14 protein-coding genes are annotated in these 14,946 nt (G+C 67.7%); 9 read left to right on the plus strand and 5 right to left on the minus strand.

Translation table 11 applies throughout. The features are described from left to right. Positions 1–34 precede the first annotated feature (34 nt). The gene (locus E6G92_07880; protein ID TMJ19679.1) at positions 35–2,215 is read left to right on the plus strand and encodes a primosomal protein N'; all 2,181 of its coding nucleotides are present in this window, start codon (positions 35–37) and stop codon (positions 2,213–2,215) included. 19 nt (positions 2,216–2,234) lie between these two features. Here the strand turns inward: E6G92_07880 and E6G92_07885 are convergent, their stop codons facing one another. The 3 genes from E6G92_07885 to E6G92_07895 are packed head-to-tail and all read right to left on the minus strand — an operon-like array spanning position 2,235 to position 4,175. Further along, on the minus strand, positions 2,235–2,732 hold the full coding sequence (locus E6G92_07885) for a hypothetical protein (GenBank protein ID TMJ19680.1): 498 nt from the start codon (positions 2,730–2,732) through the stop codon (positions 2,235–2,237). 4 nt (positions 2,733–2,736) lie between these two features. Continuing rightward, positions 2,737–3,180 (minus strand): hypothetical protein, encoded by a 444-nt coding sequence (locus tag E6G92_07890; GenBank protein TMJ19681.1) that lies wholly within the window; start codon positions 3,178–3,180, stop codon positions 2,737–2,739. Beyond that, a complete protein-coding gene (locus E6G92_07895; protein ID TMJ19682.1) occupies positions 3,177–4,175 on the minus strand; it encodes a hypothetical protein in 999 nt (332 codons plus the stop codon). Before E6G92_07895 ends, E6G92_07890 begins: the two co-directional genes overlap by 4 nt. A gap of 214 nt (positions 4,176–4,389) precedes the next feature. On the opposite strand from E6G92_07895, the gene E6G92_07900 reads away from it, so the two are divergent. The 3 genes from E6G92_07900 to E6G92_07910 are packed head-to-tail and all read left to right on the plus strand — an operon-like array spanning position 4,390 to position 8,029. After that, complete coding sequence (locus E6G92_07900; protein TMJ19683.1) at positions 4,390–4,866, plus strand: hypothetical protein; 477 nt, start codon at positions 4,390–4,392, stop codon at positions 4,864–4,866. 9 nt (positions 4,867–4,875) lie between these two features. Further along, positions 4,876–6,390 carry a trypsin-like peptidase domain-containing protein gene (locus E6G92_07905; GenBank protein TMJ19684.1) on the plus strand — a complete coding sequence of 505 codons (1,515 nt, stop codon included), beginning with the start codon at positions 4,876–4,878 and terminating at the stop codon, positions 6,388–6,390. A 55-nt stretch (positions 6,391–6,445) separates the two neighbouring features. Next, positions 6,446–8,029, plus strand: a complete 1,584-nt coding sequence (locus E6G92_07910; protein ID TMJ19685.1) for a hypothetical protein — start codon at positions 6,446–6,448, stop codon at positions 8,027–8,029. Here the strand turns inward: E6G92_07910 and ada are convergent. Both ada and E6G92_07920 read right to left on the minus strand, forming a co-directional pair. Continuing rightward, on the minus strand, positions 8,026–9,114 hold the full coding sequence (gene ada, locus E6G92_07915; protein ID TMJ19686.1) for a bifunctional DNA-binding transcriptional regulator/O6-methylguanine-DNA methyltransferase Ada: 1,089 nt from the start codon (positions 9,112–9,114) through the stop codon (positions 8,026–8,028). The genes E6G92_07910 and ada overlap by 4 nt on opposite strands. Positions 9,115–9,116: 2 nt before the next feature. After that, positions 9,117–9,578, minus strand: a complete 462-nt coding sequence (locus tag E6G92_07920) for a DUF1203 domain-containing protein (GenBank protein ID TMJ19687.1) — start codon at positions 9,576–9,578, stop codon at positions 9,117–9,119. Between E6G92_07920 and E6G92_07925 the strand changes: the two genes are divergently transcribed. From E6G92_07925 to atpD, 5 genes are all read left to right on the plus strand, one after another. After that, a complete protein-coding gene (locus E6G92_07925) occupies positions 9,577–10,149 on the plus strand; it encodes a hypothetical protein (GenBank protein TMJ19688.1) in 573 nt (190 codons plus the stop codon). The two genes, E6G92_07920 and E6G92_07925, sit on opposite strands and share 2 nt — an antisense overlap. A 121-nt stretch (positions 10,150–10,270) precedes the next feature. After that, on the plus strand, positions 10,271–10,825 hold the full coding sequence (locus tag E6G92_07930; protein ID TMJ19689.1) for a F0F1 ATP synthase subunit delta: 555 nt from the start codon (positions 10,271–10,273) through the stop codon (positions 10,823–10,825). A gap of 13 nt (positions 10,826–10,838) precedes the next feature. Then, the gene (locus E6G92_07935) at positions 10,839–12,368 is read left to right on the plus strand and encodes a F0F1 ATP synthase subunit alpha (GenBank protein TMJ19690.1); all 1,530 of its coding nucleotides are present in this window, start codon (positions 10,839–10,841) and stop codon (positions 12,366–12,368) included. 151 nt (positions 12,369–12,519) lie between these two features. Further along, a complete protein-coding gene (locus E6G92_07940; protein ID TMJ19691.1) occupies positions 12,520–13,398 on the plus strand; it encodes a F0F1 ATP synthase subunit gamma in 879 nt (292 codons plus the stop codon). A 95-nt stretch (positions 13,399–13,493) separates the two neighbouring features. Then, on the plus strand, positions 13,494–14,942 hold the full coding sequence (gene atpD, locus E6G92_07945) for a F0F1 ATP synthase subunit beta (protein TMJ19692.1): 1,449 nt from the start codon (positions 13,494–13,496) through the stop codon (positions 14,940–14,942). The last annotated feature ends 4 nt before the right edge of the window (positions 14,943–14,946 follow it).

Below are 14,946 nucleotides of genomic sequence, written 5' to 3' on the forward strand. Positions count from 1 at the left end.
CAGATCGCCGCGCAATCGCGATATGGCGGGGGCAATGTCCCGCGCCCGTGTCATCGTCCTCAACGCCGCTTTGGGCCCGCTCGATTACCGGGTGCCGCACGGCATGGCGGTCGAGCCCGGCTCGATCGTCGTCGCGCCGCTCGGGCCGCGCCAACTGATCGGCGCGGTTTGGGAGCCGGAGCGGCTCGCCACCGAAGAGGTCGGCGACAACCGCCTGCGCCCACTGATCCACGCTTACGACCTGCCCCCGCTTGCCGCACCCTTGCGCCGGCTGATCGAATGGACCGCGGATTATTATCTCGCGCCGATCGCCGCGGTGCTGCGCATGGCGCTCCCCTCTTCGGGCGCTCTCGACGGCGCCCGGTCGATCACCGAATATCGCGCGACCGGCCATGTACCCGAGCGCCTGACCCCGCAGCGCGCCCAGGCGCTGGAGCGGATCGGCGAACGCCAGGGGCTGGTCAGCGAGCTGGCGATCGTCGGCGGCGTCTCCGACGGCGTGATCCGCGGCCTGGTCAAGGCCGGAGCGATCGAGCCGGTCGAGGTGGCGATCGACGATCCCTTCCCCGATCCCGATCCGGATCACGATCCCCCCGCGCTCGAAACCGCCCAGGCGGAGGCCGCGGCCGAGCTGCGCGCGGCCGTCGCGGCCGGCGAATTCGCACCCTTCGTGCTCGACGGGGTCACCGGTTCGGGCAAGACCGAAGTCTATTTCGAGGCCATCGCCGAGGCTATCCGGAAGGCAAAGCAGGCGCTCGTCCTCCTCCCCGAAATCGCCCTGACCGAGCCCTTCCTCAAGCGCTTCGCCGCCCGCTTCGGCTGCGATCCCGTGCCCTGGCATTCGGGCCTCAGGCAATCGCAGCGCCGCCGCGCCTGGCGGGCGATCGCCACCGGCGAGGCGAAGGTCGTCGTCGGCGCCCGCTCCTCGCTCTTCCTCCCCTATCCCAGGCTCGGCCTGATCGTCGTCGACGAGGCGCACGAGACGAGCTTCAAGCAGGAAGAAGGCGTCCCCTACCACGCCCGCGACGTCGCCGTGATGCGCGCCAAGCTGGAGGAGGTGCCCGTCATCCTCGCCTCGGCCACGCCGGCGATCGAGAGCCGGCACATGGCCGAGATCGGCACCTACCGCTCGCTCGCTTTGCCCGACCGCTTCGGCGGCGCGCGAATGCCCGACATGGCGGCGATCGACATGCTCGCCGATCCGCCGCCGCGCGGCCGCTGGCTCGCGCCCGAGCTGGTCGATGCGCTGGAGGACAATCTCGCGGCCGGCGAGCAATCTTTGCTCTTCCTCAACCGCCGCGGCTACGCCCCGCTCACTTTGTGCCGCCATTGCGGCTACCGCTTCCAGTGCCCGAATTGCACCGCCTGGATGGTCGAGCACCGCTTCACCCGCCGCCTCGCCTGCCACCATTGCGGCCACGTCATGCCCGCGCCCCAGGCCTGCCCGGAGTGCAAGGAGGAGGACAGCCTGGTCGCCTGCGGCCCCGGGGTCGAGCGGATCGCCGACGAGGTCAAGGCGCTCTTCCCCGACGCTCGGACGATCGTCGTCACCTCGGACACCATCTGGTCGCCCGCGAAAGCGGCCGAGTTCGTCGCGCGGATGGAGGCGCCCCACGATCAGCCCAGCGCGATCGACATCGTCATCGGCACCCAGCTCGTGACCAAGGGCTATCACTTCCCCAATCTCACTCTGGTCGGCGTGGTCGACGCCGACCTCGGCCTGTCTGGCGGGGACCTGCGCGCCGCCGAGCGAAGCTTCCAGCAGATCCGGCAGGTCTCGGGCCGCGCCGGGCGCGGCGAGCGCCACGGCCGGGTCCTCGTCCAGACCCACGATCCTTCGGCGCGGGTGATCCAGGCTTTGGTGAGCGGCGACTCGGAGGGCTTCTACGCCGCCGAGACCGACGCTCGCCGCGAGGCGGCAATGCCCCCCTTCGGCCGCCTCGCCGCGATCATCGTCAGCTCCGAAGACCAGGCCGAGGCCGCCGAGGCCGCGCGGATGATCGGCCGCGCCGCGCCGCGCATCGACAACATGGCCGTCTTCGGCCCCGCCCCCGCCCCGCTGGCGATGCTCCGCGGCCGCCACCGCCACCGCCTCCTGGTCCACGCCGCCCGCGCCGTTCCGGTGCAGGACGTCATCCGCGAATGGCTCGGCGCGCTGGCCTGGCCGCGCGGCGTGCGGGTGGCGGTGGATGTGGATCCCTACAGCTTTCTCTGAGGCCGGCCCTATTCGCCTTTTAGCGGGAGGGAGGCGTGTCCTCTTCGGGCTGTTCGAGCCGGATCGTTCCATCCGCCGCGATCTTGATCACATGGAGATAGGGCTCGGGTCGCGGCGCCGCAGCGTCGCCGCGTTCGATATGGCGGACCCAATCCCGCTTGGGCATCGCGCGGAGCCACACGTCGATGCTGCGGTCCGGATAGCACCACGCCGTCGCGCTTTCGATCCACGCCATGCGCTCCAGCATCGCCCGTATCCGGCCGAGGTCGGCGGGCGAGACGCCACGCTCCGGCACCGAGAACTGAAGCAAGGTCACGCGCAGTGCATCGCTCAGCGAAGGCGAACTGTCGGGATCGAACCGCTCCTGCCGCCAGCGGATCTCCGCGCGGCCGAAGCCGCAGTCGAAGCGATAGGCGCCCTCGATCTGGGGGGCGATGAAATGGCCGTCGAGAGTCAAGGACGGCGGCAGCTCCGGGAACGATTGCCAGGCGACCAGTGCCGCGAGAAAGCTCAACATGGCTTCATCGTAGCTCGCTCCGCGTCTCGGCGGGACTCAAGGTTCTGAGAGCACCAATAACGAGGCTCCCGGTCGCGATGTCGAGCGTGGCCTGCTGCACATCCAGGACTATATCTCCGCCGCTATCGGCCCGTGCAACGATTGCGCGCACCTGAAGACGCCGGCCGTCACATGCCAAGCCCACGGATTGAAGGCTTTCCTGAACCAGCTGGCCGTTAAGAAAACTGACCGGAATTTCTTGCGTCCGCCTTCCAAGCCGAAGCACCAGGCGTCCCGGAGCATCTCGATAGGCTTTGGTGATCGTCAAAGAAACCGGGCGCTCATCACACGTCCCGCGTACGACTTCATCGCTGTGGCGAAGACCGCTCATCTCCCGAATGTCGATTCGTATTGGGGTTGATTCCGAAGGCGGGGAAACCATCAACAATGCGATCACGACATTAATCATAAATCGCACCCTGGCGAAGTGGAATTTCTCTTCGATTTGTCATAAACATATGTGGAATAATTGTCATAACTGCCGAGGTCTCTGTCTTTGGTCGTCACGTAAGACAGCATGTTTGCATCAGCGCGTCCCGTAGAGACCAACGTAGCAACGAAATCACGATCATCGACCGAAAGATTTCGCTGGTCATCGCCGCTGTCTATTGGGTGAGTATGAATCCATCCGACGATCACCGCTCCAGCTGGAGGTTGGACCGTCGCGCCGATGAGGTCGTCCTGATGGCGGGCTGTAAAGGCCTCCGAGATAAATAATTGCCCATCAGACCCTCGATAGATGAACGCACCCCATTCCCATCCCGTAGAATCCTGGAGACCCGCGAGGACGGTTCCAGCGTGCTTCGCCAGATCATTGAGGTGCTCCTTGTCCACGCCTGCGGGAACCTCATCAACGCAGGGAGTATCCTTGGCGTCCTCCGTCTCTTGGCTTATCGTCACACTTTGGCCTCCCCCGCCTCCTCCTCCGGGTGTACCGCCAGGGTAGCTTCCGTCGCCATACCCGCCACCGATGTCGCCGCCGCTGTCATCGTCCATGGTCTTCGGCCTTTCGCCCTTGACGACGATCGGATCGTCCTCCTTGCCGTCGCCGTCGATGTCGTCGAACGCCGCGCGCAGCGCGATATCCTTCGTGCCATGGCCTTCGGGGCTGTGAGAACCGGCGCCCGAATCGTCATGGATCAGCAAGCCGCGCCAGCTCGTCGCCGCGAGGATGTCCTCCCCCGTCCGCTCGGCGCCTTCGGCCCGGTAGCCGGCGCGCGAGTCGACGAAGAGATCGAACAGCATGTCGCCGCGCTCCGCTTCCGCCGCGCCAGCCCCGGCTGCTCCCAACCGCCCGATCGCCGCCTCCAGCGTGCCGGCCGCGAAGGGCGCTCCGCCGGAGCCGGCGGCGTCCGGCACGAAGGCGTTGCTTTCCATCAGCGGCGCGGCATCGAGAAGGATCACCTTTTTCTCTCTGTTCGTCGAGCGTTCGCCGTCTATTCATAAGCGGCGAATCGATTACTTGACTTAACTGAACAGATTTCGCCGGATCAAGACGATCGGAGTATATCCAGGTTATTTCTCTGATCGCTCCGGCGGGCCCGGGCACGACGGCAAACGGCATCGTCCTCCCCGCTGGGGGCTTTCCCGCTTATTCCATCCATGTTCTACTGGCGTCATGCGCCGCAATCCTCCCTCCCGCGACCCCGAGTCGCCGCTTTCCATCCCCCGTTTCGATCCGGTCCCGCCGCGCCCGTGCGGCGATCCCTGGACGCCCGAGCGGCAGATCGCGTTCATCGCCGCCCTGGCCCAAAGCGGCTGCCCGCGCGCCGCCGCGGCGCGGGTCGGCATGTCGCTCGGCAGCGCCTACCGCCTGTACCGCCGCTCCGGCGCCGCCGGCTTCCGCCGCGCCTGGGACAAGGTGGTGGCCGGCCCCGCCCCGTCGCGCCGGGCGCAGGCCGCGCCCAGGAAGGCCGCCCGCCCGCTTCCGCTGCCGGGCCTGACGGACGAGGAATCGGCGCTGGTCGACTCCCGAATGCGCGGGGCCATCGCGCGCGGGGGAGAAGCCTCAACTTCCTCAACATATTCCCGCTTCGTCGAGGGCGGCAGCCCGTTCGGCCGGGTCCGCCAGCCGGCGGGCGATCGCGCCCCATAGAAAGTGACGATGCGCCGGCTGCTTGCGTTCCTCGTCGCTCTGGCCGCGCTGGCCGCACCGGCGCGCGCCGACGACATTTCGGCGGCCGGCCGCTCGGTCGTCCGCGTGGTCGTCATCGCCTTCGAGGACGGGGAGGTGTCGGGCTTCGGCCACGGCTCGGGCTTCGCGGTCGCTCCGAACCGGGTGGTGACCAACGCCCATGTCGTCGCCCAGGCGGCGGAGGGCGCGGACGTGGCGATCGGGGTCGTCCCGTCGGAAGGCGCCAAGGCCAGCCGGGCGCGAATCGTCGCCGTCGATCCGGCGCGCGACCTCGCGCTTCTGGAGGTCGAGGAAGGCTCGCTTCCGCCGATCCCGCTGTTCACCGGGCCGCTCGACGACGGAACGCCGGTCGCTGCGCTCGGCTATCCCGGCAACGTCGATCTCGCAACCGCCCGCTCGGCCGACGATTACATCCAGCCGCTGCCGCCGACCCGCTCGGTCGGCATCTTCTCCAACGTCCGCCCGATCAACGGAATCACGACCCTGCTGCACACCGCCAACATCGCCCGCGGCCATTCGGGCGGGCCGTTGCTCGATCAATGCGGGCGGGTGCTGGGCGTCAACACGCTCATCACCCGCAACGAGAGCGGCGATTCGCCCTTCGCCTTCGCCGTCGCCAACCGCGAGCTCACCGCCTTCCTCCGCGAGGCGCGCCAGCCGTTCCAGGCGGTGACCACCGAATGCGTCTCCATGGCCGATCGGCTGCGGCAGGATTCGGAGCGCGGCGACGCCGAGGCCCGCGCCCGCGAGGCGGCGGCGGCCAGCGCCGCGCTCAAGGCCCGCGACGAACGCGAGCGCACGATCGCCCAGGTCGAGGAGAGCCGGGAGAACCGCCTGGCGCTCGCCATCTTGTGCCTCGCTTTGTCGCTCGTCGCCTTCGGCGGGGCCGGCATCATGCTGATCAAGGACCGGACGAAGCCGGCGAAGATATTGGGCGGGGCCGGCGCTGCGCTCCTCTTGCTGGCGATCGTCGCCTTCCTCGCCCGGCCGAGCCTCGCCGCGGCCGAAGCGCCGGCGCCCGCGGCAGCGGCCGGCTCGGCGTCCGCCCCCGCCCGCTTCGCCGGGGCCAACAACTGCCGCCTCGTTGCCGAGCGCAGCCGGGTCACCGTCTCGCCGACCGCCGACGTGCCGCTGGACTGGAACGAGAATGGCTGCGTGAACGAGCGCACCCAATATGCGCGCAACGGCGACACCTGGACCCGGATTCTCGTCCCCAATGGCGAGCAGGCCGTCTCGGTGCTCCAGTTCCGCCCGAGCACCGGCGAATATGTCGTCACCCGCTACCTGCTCGACGCCCAGGCCATGGCCCGGGTCCGCGCGCTTCGCCAGGGAGTGGAGGTCAAGTCCTGCACCGCCGATCCGGAGGCGCGCACCGTGCTCGCCGATCAACTGCGCGACATCGGCGCGGTCCTGCCGCACCTGCCAAACGAGCGGCTCGTCTACGCCTGCGAGCATCGCGCGGCGGCCGCGGCCGGCCCGCCTTAGTTGCGAAAGCAGGCGTCAGCCTTTATAAGCCGCCGCCTTGGTGGGGAAATTATTCATGATTCGCAATCTGTTGATCGCCGTCGGGCTGTTCTTTTCAACGGCCGCGCAGGCCGAATGGCGCGAAGCCACGTCGAACAATTTCGTCGTCTATACCGAAGGGACGGAGCAAGAGGCGCGCGACTTCGCTGCGAAGCTCGAGAAGTTCAACTACGTGCTTCGCCGCTACCACAATGTGCGCGAGCCGGCGCAGGTGCCCCGCTTCCGCGTGTTCCTTCTCGACAGCATCAGCGCGGTCCAGCACATGGCCGACGCCAGCGGCATCGCGGGCTATTACATCCCGGATGCCCGGGCGCTGATGTTCGTCGGAACCCAGCACGCCGCCACGCACCGTCAGTTGAGCCCTGAACAGATCCTGTTTCACGAATATGTCCACCATTTCATGTTCCAGTATTTCCCGGCGACCTATCCGGTCTGGTATTCGGAAGGCTATGCCGAGCTCTGGGGCACGATCCAGTTCCTGCCCGACAACGTGGTCGAGATCGGCGGCTATCAGGAAGGCCGGTTCCGGTCGCTCGTCCAGGGCCGGTGGGTGCCGCTGAGCCGGCTGCTGACCGCCCGCGCCTATGCCGACATCCCCGACGTCGACCTGATCTACACCCAGGGTTGGCTGCTCAACCGCTACATGTTCGAAAATGCCGAGCGGCGCACCCAGCTCCAGCAATATCTGCGCGAGATCAACGCCGGCACGCCCTACGATCAGGCCGCCCAGCATGCCTTCGGAGACGTCGGCCGGCTCAACAGCGAGCTGTTCGATTTCGCCGGTCGCGGCCATTACGATGTGGTCCGGCTGCCGTTCCGCACGCTCGACGTCGGGCAGATAACCGTTCGCACCCTCGGCCCCGCCGAGCAGGCGCTGCTCGAGCAGGAGGTCAAGCTCAGCCAGGGCGTTCGGGCTACCGAGATCGCGGAGCGTGCAGCGACGATCCGCTCGATCGCCGCTCGTTTCCCCAACGACCCCTACGCCCTCGCCCTCGTCGCCGAAGCCGAGCAGCTCGCGGGCAACCTGCCCGCGGCAATGACGGCCGCGAACCATTTGCTCGAGGTCGCGCCCAACAATGCTCGCGCCCAGATGCGCAAGGGTTCGCTGGAGGTCGCTCTTCTCCAGGCCAATCACTCGACCGATCAGCGGGCGTGGGATGGGGCGCGCCGCTATCTGCTGCGCGCCATGGACCTCGCGCCGAACGATCCGCTGCCGCATCTCGCTTATTACGACAGCTTCACGGCCCAGGGAGTGATGCCCCCCGACACTGCCCAGAACGCGCTCTACGTCGCGCACGATCTCGCGCCGAGCGACGACGAGATCAGCTATAAGCTGGCGCTGGACTTCGATCGCCGCAATCTGGTTCGGGAAGCGGTTGCCATCATCCGGCCGAGCGCCTTCCAGACGCGCGTGCGGCGCGGAGAATCGGAGAGCGAGCGGGCCGAGCGGGAGCGTCGGGAGGAGCGCTTCCGCCAGGCCGGCACCGTCCGCCACGAGACCGCGCTGGAATTGTACAACCGGCTCCAGACGCGCCTTGCCGGCACCGCCACGGCGACGCCGGCGGCGGCTGCCGGGGCGCCGCCGCGGCCGGCGCACTAGGCGCCGCCGCGTCCCTCGCGCTCGAGCAGCTTCGTCTTGCGCTCGAGCCCATAGGCGTAGCCCCCGAGCGTTCCGTCGGTGCGGATCACCCGGTGGCAGGGGATGAGGACCGCGACATTGTTGTCGCCGTTCGCCGTCCCCGCCGCCCGAACCGCCTTCGGCTTGCCCACCGCTGCGGCGATCTGGGCATAGCTGCGGGTCTCGCCCGCCGGGATCCGCTGAAGCTCGCGCCAGACCGCCTCCTGGAAGGCGGTGCCGTGGACGTCGAGCGGCAGATCGTGGGGCTTCTCCGGCGCGTTCACCGCCGCCACGGTGCGCTCGACCAGCGCGGCCATTTCCTCGCCGCCATGAGCGATCTCGGCCTTGGGGAAGCGCCGCCTCAGTGCGCTTTCATCCTCGTCGAACGACAGCCGGCAAATGCCCTTGGCGGTCGCCGCGACCAGCATCGTGCCGAGGTCGGTCTGCGCCGTCGCCCAGCGGATCGTCTCCCCTCGTCCGCCATCGCGCCATGCCGACGGAGTCATTCCGAGCCGCCCCTTGGCGTCGGCATAGAAACGCGCCGGTCCCGAATAGCCGGAATCGTAGATCGCGTCGGTGATCCGCCCGCCCTCCGCCAGCGCCGCCTCGGCCCGCTTCGCCCTGAGGCTTCGATAGTAAGCGGCCGGCGTCACTCCGGTGGCGCGCTTGAACAGCCGATGGAGGTGGTGCGGCGAATAGCCCGCCGCCGAGGCCAGCGCCTCGAGCGAGGGCGCCTCCTCCGCTTCCCCAAGCAGCCGGTAGGCCCTTTCCAGCGCCGCCTCTTCCCGGCTCACGTCGTCGGGAGAGCAGCGCAGGCAGGGCCGCAGGCCGGCCGCGCGCGCTTGTGCCGGCGCGGCGAAGAAGCGGACGTTCTCCCGCTTCGGATGCCGGGCGGCGCAGGACGGCCGGCAATAGATTCCGGTGGTCATGACTCCGGTCACGAACCGTCCGTCCTGCGCGCGGTCGCGGGAGAGCACGGCCGCCCAGGCGGCGGCGTCCGGGATCGGGCGTGCGTCGTTCACGGCCCTGGGTGTAAGCGCGCGAGGCTCGGTTGCAAGGCTGGCCATGGTCAATTCCTCCCGATCCGCGCCAGGAAGCAGCCGAGCGCGGCATTGTGGGCGTGGATGGAAGCGACATCTGGCCGCTCGAGGAGAGCGCGGATCCCGGCATCCGCCTCGCCCGGCAGCGCCAGCAGAGCGCCGCGAAGCATCCCCTCGGCATCGAAGGCGCGAAGGCCGAGCGTTCGCGTGCCGAAGATGGGCGGCACCGCGTCCACGAAGGACGCGGGTACATCCGCCTTGCGGACGTAGATGGCGTGGGAGGCGCGAAACGGCGTCGGCGCGTCCTGCGACACGTGATTGACCAGGATCAACTCCTCGCCCGTCTCGGCGTCCTCCAGCGTGATCCGGCAGGGATAGCCGGGCCCGTCCGCCACCGCTCGCCGCGCATTGCGCTCCGCCAGCGCTTCGTCGCTCATCGCGAACAGCGGCGCGAACGGCTGCGGCGCCAGTCCTTCGATCCTGTAGGTCATGCGAATCTCCTTGCCTGCGGAGATGCTCTTGCCCGTTCCGCAACGGCCCTGCTTCCCGAAGCTTGCTTTCAAAGTGCGGTCAGATGAAAATGCCTTTATGGCCGGCAAGAAGTGGATCAACTTCGGTGGCGGGGCGGTGCTTCTGGTTCTTGCAGGCACCGGCCTTTGGGTCGCGGTCTCCGAGCATACGGCCAATCCGCTCCGGGACCTTGCGGCGCCCGAAAATAGCCTCGGGGGCAGCGTGGCAACCGGGACCATTCCGACGCCGAGCGAACTGGCTGACCTCCAGATCAAGGCCGATGCAGCCTGCCTCTGCGGCCGCGCGCGAGGCGCGCCTTGGGACGCCCAATGCTGGGCGGATTACCATCAAAGTGTCGGTCGCTTCGGGCAACATGGTGGCTGGTCCACGGCGTGCGCGGATGAATCCACCTCCACCGATTGTTTTGGGCCCGAAGGCCCCAACCAACGCTGCGTCACCACTCAACATATGTATGGTGCCTGCAGCGATGCCGAAGAGCGAACCCGGGTCGCCGAGGCCCGGCGTCGGCACGAGAGCGGCTGCTCGGGCTAAGCCCGGATCGCCACCTTGCATCGCAGCAAACCCCCTGCTAGGGCGCCCGCGACCCGGCGGGAGCGCGCTCGCGCTCAGCACTCGCCCGGGGCGAAAATCCGATTCAGGAGTTGCGACGCGCGTGGATATTTCCGGCGGTATTCAGGCTAGCTTGGCGGGGCGCTATGCCCTCGCGCTGTTCTCGCTCGCCAACGAGCGCAAGCAGCTCGAGGCGGTGGGCGCGAGCCTCGCCGCCGTCAAGCAGGCGCTCGCCGAATCGGACGAATTGCGCGCTCTGACCACGAGCCCGCTGATCGGCCGCGACGAAGCCGTGCGCGCCGTCGCGGCCACCGCCGGCGCGATGAAGCTCGATCCGGTGACCGCCAACTTCCTCGGCGTGCTGGCGAAGAACCGCCGTCTCGCCCAGCTCGGCAACGTGATCCGCGCGTTCGACATGCTCGCCGCCCGCCACCGCGGCGAGATCAGCGCCGAGGTCGTCTCAGCCCATCCGCTCGACGACGGCCAAGTGGAGGCGCTTCGCAAGAACCTTCGCCAGCGCGTCGGAACCGATATCGCGGTCGATCTCCGCATCGATCCCGCGATCCTGGGCGGCCTCGTCGTCAAGATCGGCAGCCGAATGATCGACGGCTCCATCCGCACCAAATTGAACAATCTCGCCCTCGCGATGAAGGGCTGATGAAAGGCTGAAAATGGACATCCGCGCCGCAGAAATTTCCAAGGTCATCAAGGAGCAGATCGCGAGCTTCGGCACCGACGCGCAGGTCAGCGAAGTCGGCACCGTCTTGAGCGTCGGCGACGGCATCGCCCGAATCCACGGCCTCGACAACGTCCAGGCGGGCGAGATGGTCGAGTTCGAAGGCGGCATCAAGGGCATGGCGCTGAACCTCGAGGCCGATAATGTCGGCGTCGTCATCTTCGGCTCCGACTCCACCATCAGCGAGGGCTCGACCGTCAAGCGGACCGAGACGATCGTCGACGTCCCCGTCGGCAAGGGCCTGCTGGGCCGCGTCGTCGACGGCCTCGGCAACCCGATCGACGGCAAGGGCCCGATCGACGCCGCCGAGCGCCGCCGCGTCGAAGTGAAGGCGCCCGGAATCATCCCGCGCAAGTCGGTCCACGAGCCGGTCCAGACCGGCCTCAAGGCGCTCGACGCGCTCGTCCCCGTCGGCCGCGGCCAGCGCGAGCTGATCATCGGCGACCGCCAGACCGGCAAGACCGCCGTCGCGATCGACACCTTCATCAACCAGCGCCCCGCCAATGCCGGCGACGACGAGAGCCAGAAGCTCTACTGCATCTACGTCGCGGTCGGGCAGAAGCGCTCGACCGTCGCCCAGATCGTCCGCGCGCTCGAGGAGAACGGCGCGATGGAATATTCCATCGTCGTCGCCGCGACCGCGTCGGAGCCCGCGCCGCTCCAGTTCCTCGCGCCCTATACCGGCTGCACGATGGGCGAATATTTCCGCGACAACGGAATGCACGCCGTCATCGTCTATGACGACCTTTCCAAGCAGGCCGTCGCCTACCGCCAGATGTCGCTTCTGCTTCGCCGCCCGCCGGGCCGCGAGGCCTATCCGGGCGACGTCTTCTACCTCCACAGCCGCCTGCTCGAGCGCGCGGCCAAGATGAACGACGCCAACGGCAACGGCTCGCTGACGGCGCTGCCGATCATCGAGACCCAGGCCGGCGACGTCTCGGCCTATATCCCGACCAACGTGATCTCGATCACCGATGGCCAGATCTTCCTCGAGACGGAGCTCTTCTTCCAGGGCATCCGCCCGGCGATCAACGTCGGCCTCTCGGTCAGCCGAGTCGGCTCGGCCGCGCAAACCAAGGCGATGAAGAAGGTCGCCGGCTCGATCAAGCTGGAGCTCGCCCAATATCGCGAGATGGCCGCCTTCGCCCAGTTCGGCTCCGACCTCGACGCCTCGACCCAGCGCCTCTTGAACCGCGGCGCCCGGCTGACCGAGCTGCTCAAGCAGCCGCAATACAGCCCGATGCCGATCGAGGAGCAGGTCGTCTCGATCTTCGCCGGCGTGAACGGCTTCATCGACACGGTGCCGACCGACGCGGTGACCCGCTTCGAGAGCGCCTTGCTCGCGCACATGCGAAGCGACCATGGGGACGTGCTCGGCACGATCCGCGACACCAAGGCGCTCGACGACGACACTTCGGCCAAGCTGAAGAGCATCATCGGCGATTTCGTGAAGACGTTTGCCTAGTCTCCTCTCCCCACTGGGAGAGGGAAGAGCCGCGCAGCGGCGAAGGGAGAGGGGCAGTGCCTCTCCAGTGAGTTGAACAGGGTAGAGCGAGTCCTCGGACTCCCCCTCTCCCCGACCCTCTCCCCAGCGGGGAGAGGGAGAAGGAAAGAAAATGGCCTCTCTTAAGGCGCTCAAGATGCGGATCTCCTCGGTCAAGTCGACCCAGAAGATCACCAAGGCGATGAAGATGGTCGCCGCGGCCAAGCTGCGCCGGGCGCAGCTCGCCGCCGAGGCCGCGCGCCCCTATGCCGAGCGCATGGCGGCGGTGGTGACCAGCGTCGTCTCCAAGGTCACGATCGGCCCCGAGAGCCCCAAGCTGCTCGGCGGCACCGGCAAGGACCAGACGCACCTTTTGATCATCTGCACCTCGGATCGCGGCCTCGCCGGCGGCTTCAACGCGAACATCGTGCGTGCCGCCCGCCGCAAGACGGAAGGCCTGATGGCCGAGGGCAAGACCGTCTATTTCTACCTCGTCGGCCGCAAGGGCAAGGCGGTGATCGGCCGGCTCTATCCGAAGCAGATCATCCACCAGCACGATACGAGCGCGATCAAGCAGGTCGCCTTCGCCGATGCGCAGGAGATCGCGCGCGACGTGGTCGACCGTTACATGACCGACGGAATCGATGTCGTTCACTTGTTCTACGCCCGCTTCCGCTCGGCGCTGGTGCAGGAGCCGGTCGGCCAGCAGATCATCCCGGTGCCGCCGGTGGAGGCGGGGGCCGCTCCGGCCACGCTCGCCGCGGTCGAGTACGAGCCGGACCAGGAGGAGATCCTCGCCGATCTCCTGCCGCGCAACGTCGCCGTCCAGATCTTCCGCGCCTTGCTCGAAAATGCGGCGTCGGAGCAGGGCAGCCGGATGACCGCGATGGACAATGCCACGCGCAACGCCGGCGACATGATCAACCGCCTAACGATCGAGTATAACCGCACCCGTCAGGCCGCGATCACGAAAGAGCTTATCGAGATCATCTCGGGCGCCGAAGCGCTCTGATGTCCCGTTCCCCGGCGAAGGCCGGGGCCCAGGACGAAGTTGAACAGTGGACGCCGGCCTTCGCCGGGGAACAAAGAAGGCAAAGAGGTAAGAACATGGCCACCGCCACCACCAACAATGTCGGCCGCATCAGCCAGGTGATCGGCGCCGTCGTCGACGTGACGTTCGACGGCGAGCTGCCGCCGATCCTGTCCGCGCTCGAGACGAGGAACGGCGACAACCGCCTCGTCCTCGAAGTCGCGCAGCACCTCGGCGAATCGACCGTCCGCACGATCGCGATGGACGCGACCGAAGGCCTGACCCGCGGCCAGGAGGTGACCGACACCGGCTCACAGATCCGCATGCCCGTCGGCCCGAAGACGCTCGGCCGCATCATGAACGTGATCGGCGAGCCGATCGACGAGCAGGGCCCGATCGGCAACACGGACACCGCCCCGATTCACGCCGAGGCGCCGCTGTTCGTCGACCAGTCGACCGAGACCGCGATCCTCGTCACCGGCATCAAGGTCATCGACCTGCTCGCGCCTTACGCCAAGGGCGGCAAGATCGGCCTGTTCGGCGGCGCCGGAGTCGGCAAGACCGTGCTGATCCAGGAGCTGATCAACAACATCGCCAAGGGCCATGGCGGGACCTCGGTATTCGCCGGCGTCGGCGAGCGCACCCGCGAGGGCAACGATCTCTATCACGAATTCCTCGACGCGGGCGTTATCGCCAAGGATTCGGAGGGCAAGCCGACGCCCGAGGGCTCCAAGGTCGCCCTGGTGTTCGGCCAGATGAACGAGCCGCCGGGCGCCCGCGCCCGGGTCGCCCTCTCCGGCCTGACCATCGCCGAATATTTCCGCGACCAGGAGGGCCAGGACGTGCTCTTCTTCGTCGACAACATCTTTCGCTTCACCCAGGCGGGTTCCGAAGTGTCGGCGCTGCTCGGACGCATTCCTTCGGCCGTGGGCTACCAGCCGACGCTCGCCACCGACATGGGTGCGTTGCAGGAGCGGATCACCTCGACCAACAAGGGCTCGATCACCTCGGTCCAGGCGATCTACGTGCCCGCGGACGATCTCACCGATCCGGCGCCGGCGACTTCCTTCGCCCACCTGGACGCCACCACCGTGCTGTCGCGCGCCATTTCGGAGCTTGGCATCTACCCGGCGGTCGATCCGCTCGACTCCACCTCGCGCGTGCTCACCGCCCGCACTGTCGGCCAGGAGCATTACGACACGGCCCGCCGGGTCCAGGAGACCCTGCAGCGCTACAAGAGCTTGCAGGACATCATCGCCATTCTCGGCATGGACGAGCTTTCCGAAGAGGATAAGCTCACCGTCAACCGCGCGCGCAAGCTCCAGCGATTCCTGTCGCAGCCGTTCCACGTCGCCGAGGTCTTCACCGGCATTCCCGGAAAGTTCGTCCAGATCGAGGACACGGTGCGCTCGTTCAAGGCGGTCGTGGACGGCGAGTACGACCACCTTCCGGAGAGCGCCTTCTACATGGTCGGCGGAATCGAGGAAGCGGTCGCCAAGGCCGAGAAGCTGGCCCAGGAGGCGTAAGGCA

Source organism: Alphaproteobacteria bacterium (assembly GCA_005883305.1).
Taxonomy (GTDB): Bacteria; Pseudomonadota; Alphaproteobacteria; order Sphingomonadales; family Sphingomonadaceae; genus Allosphingosinicella.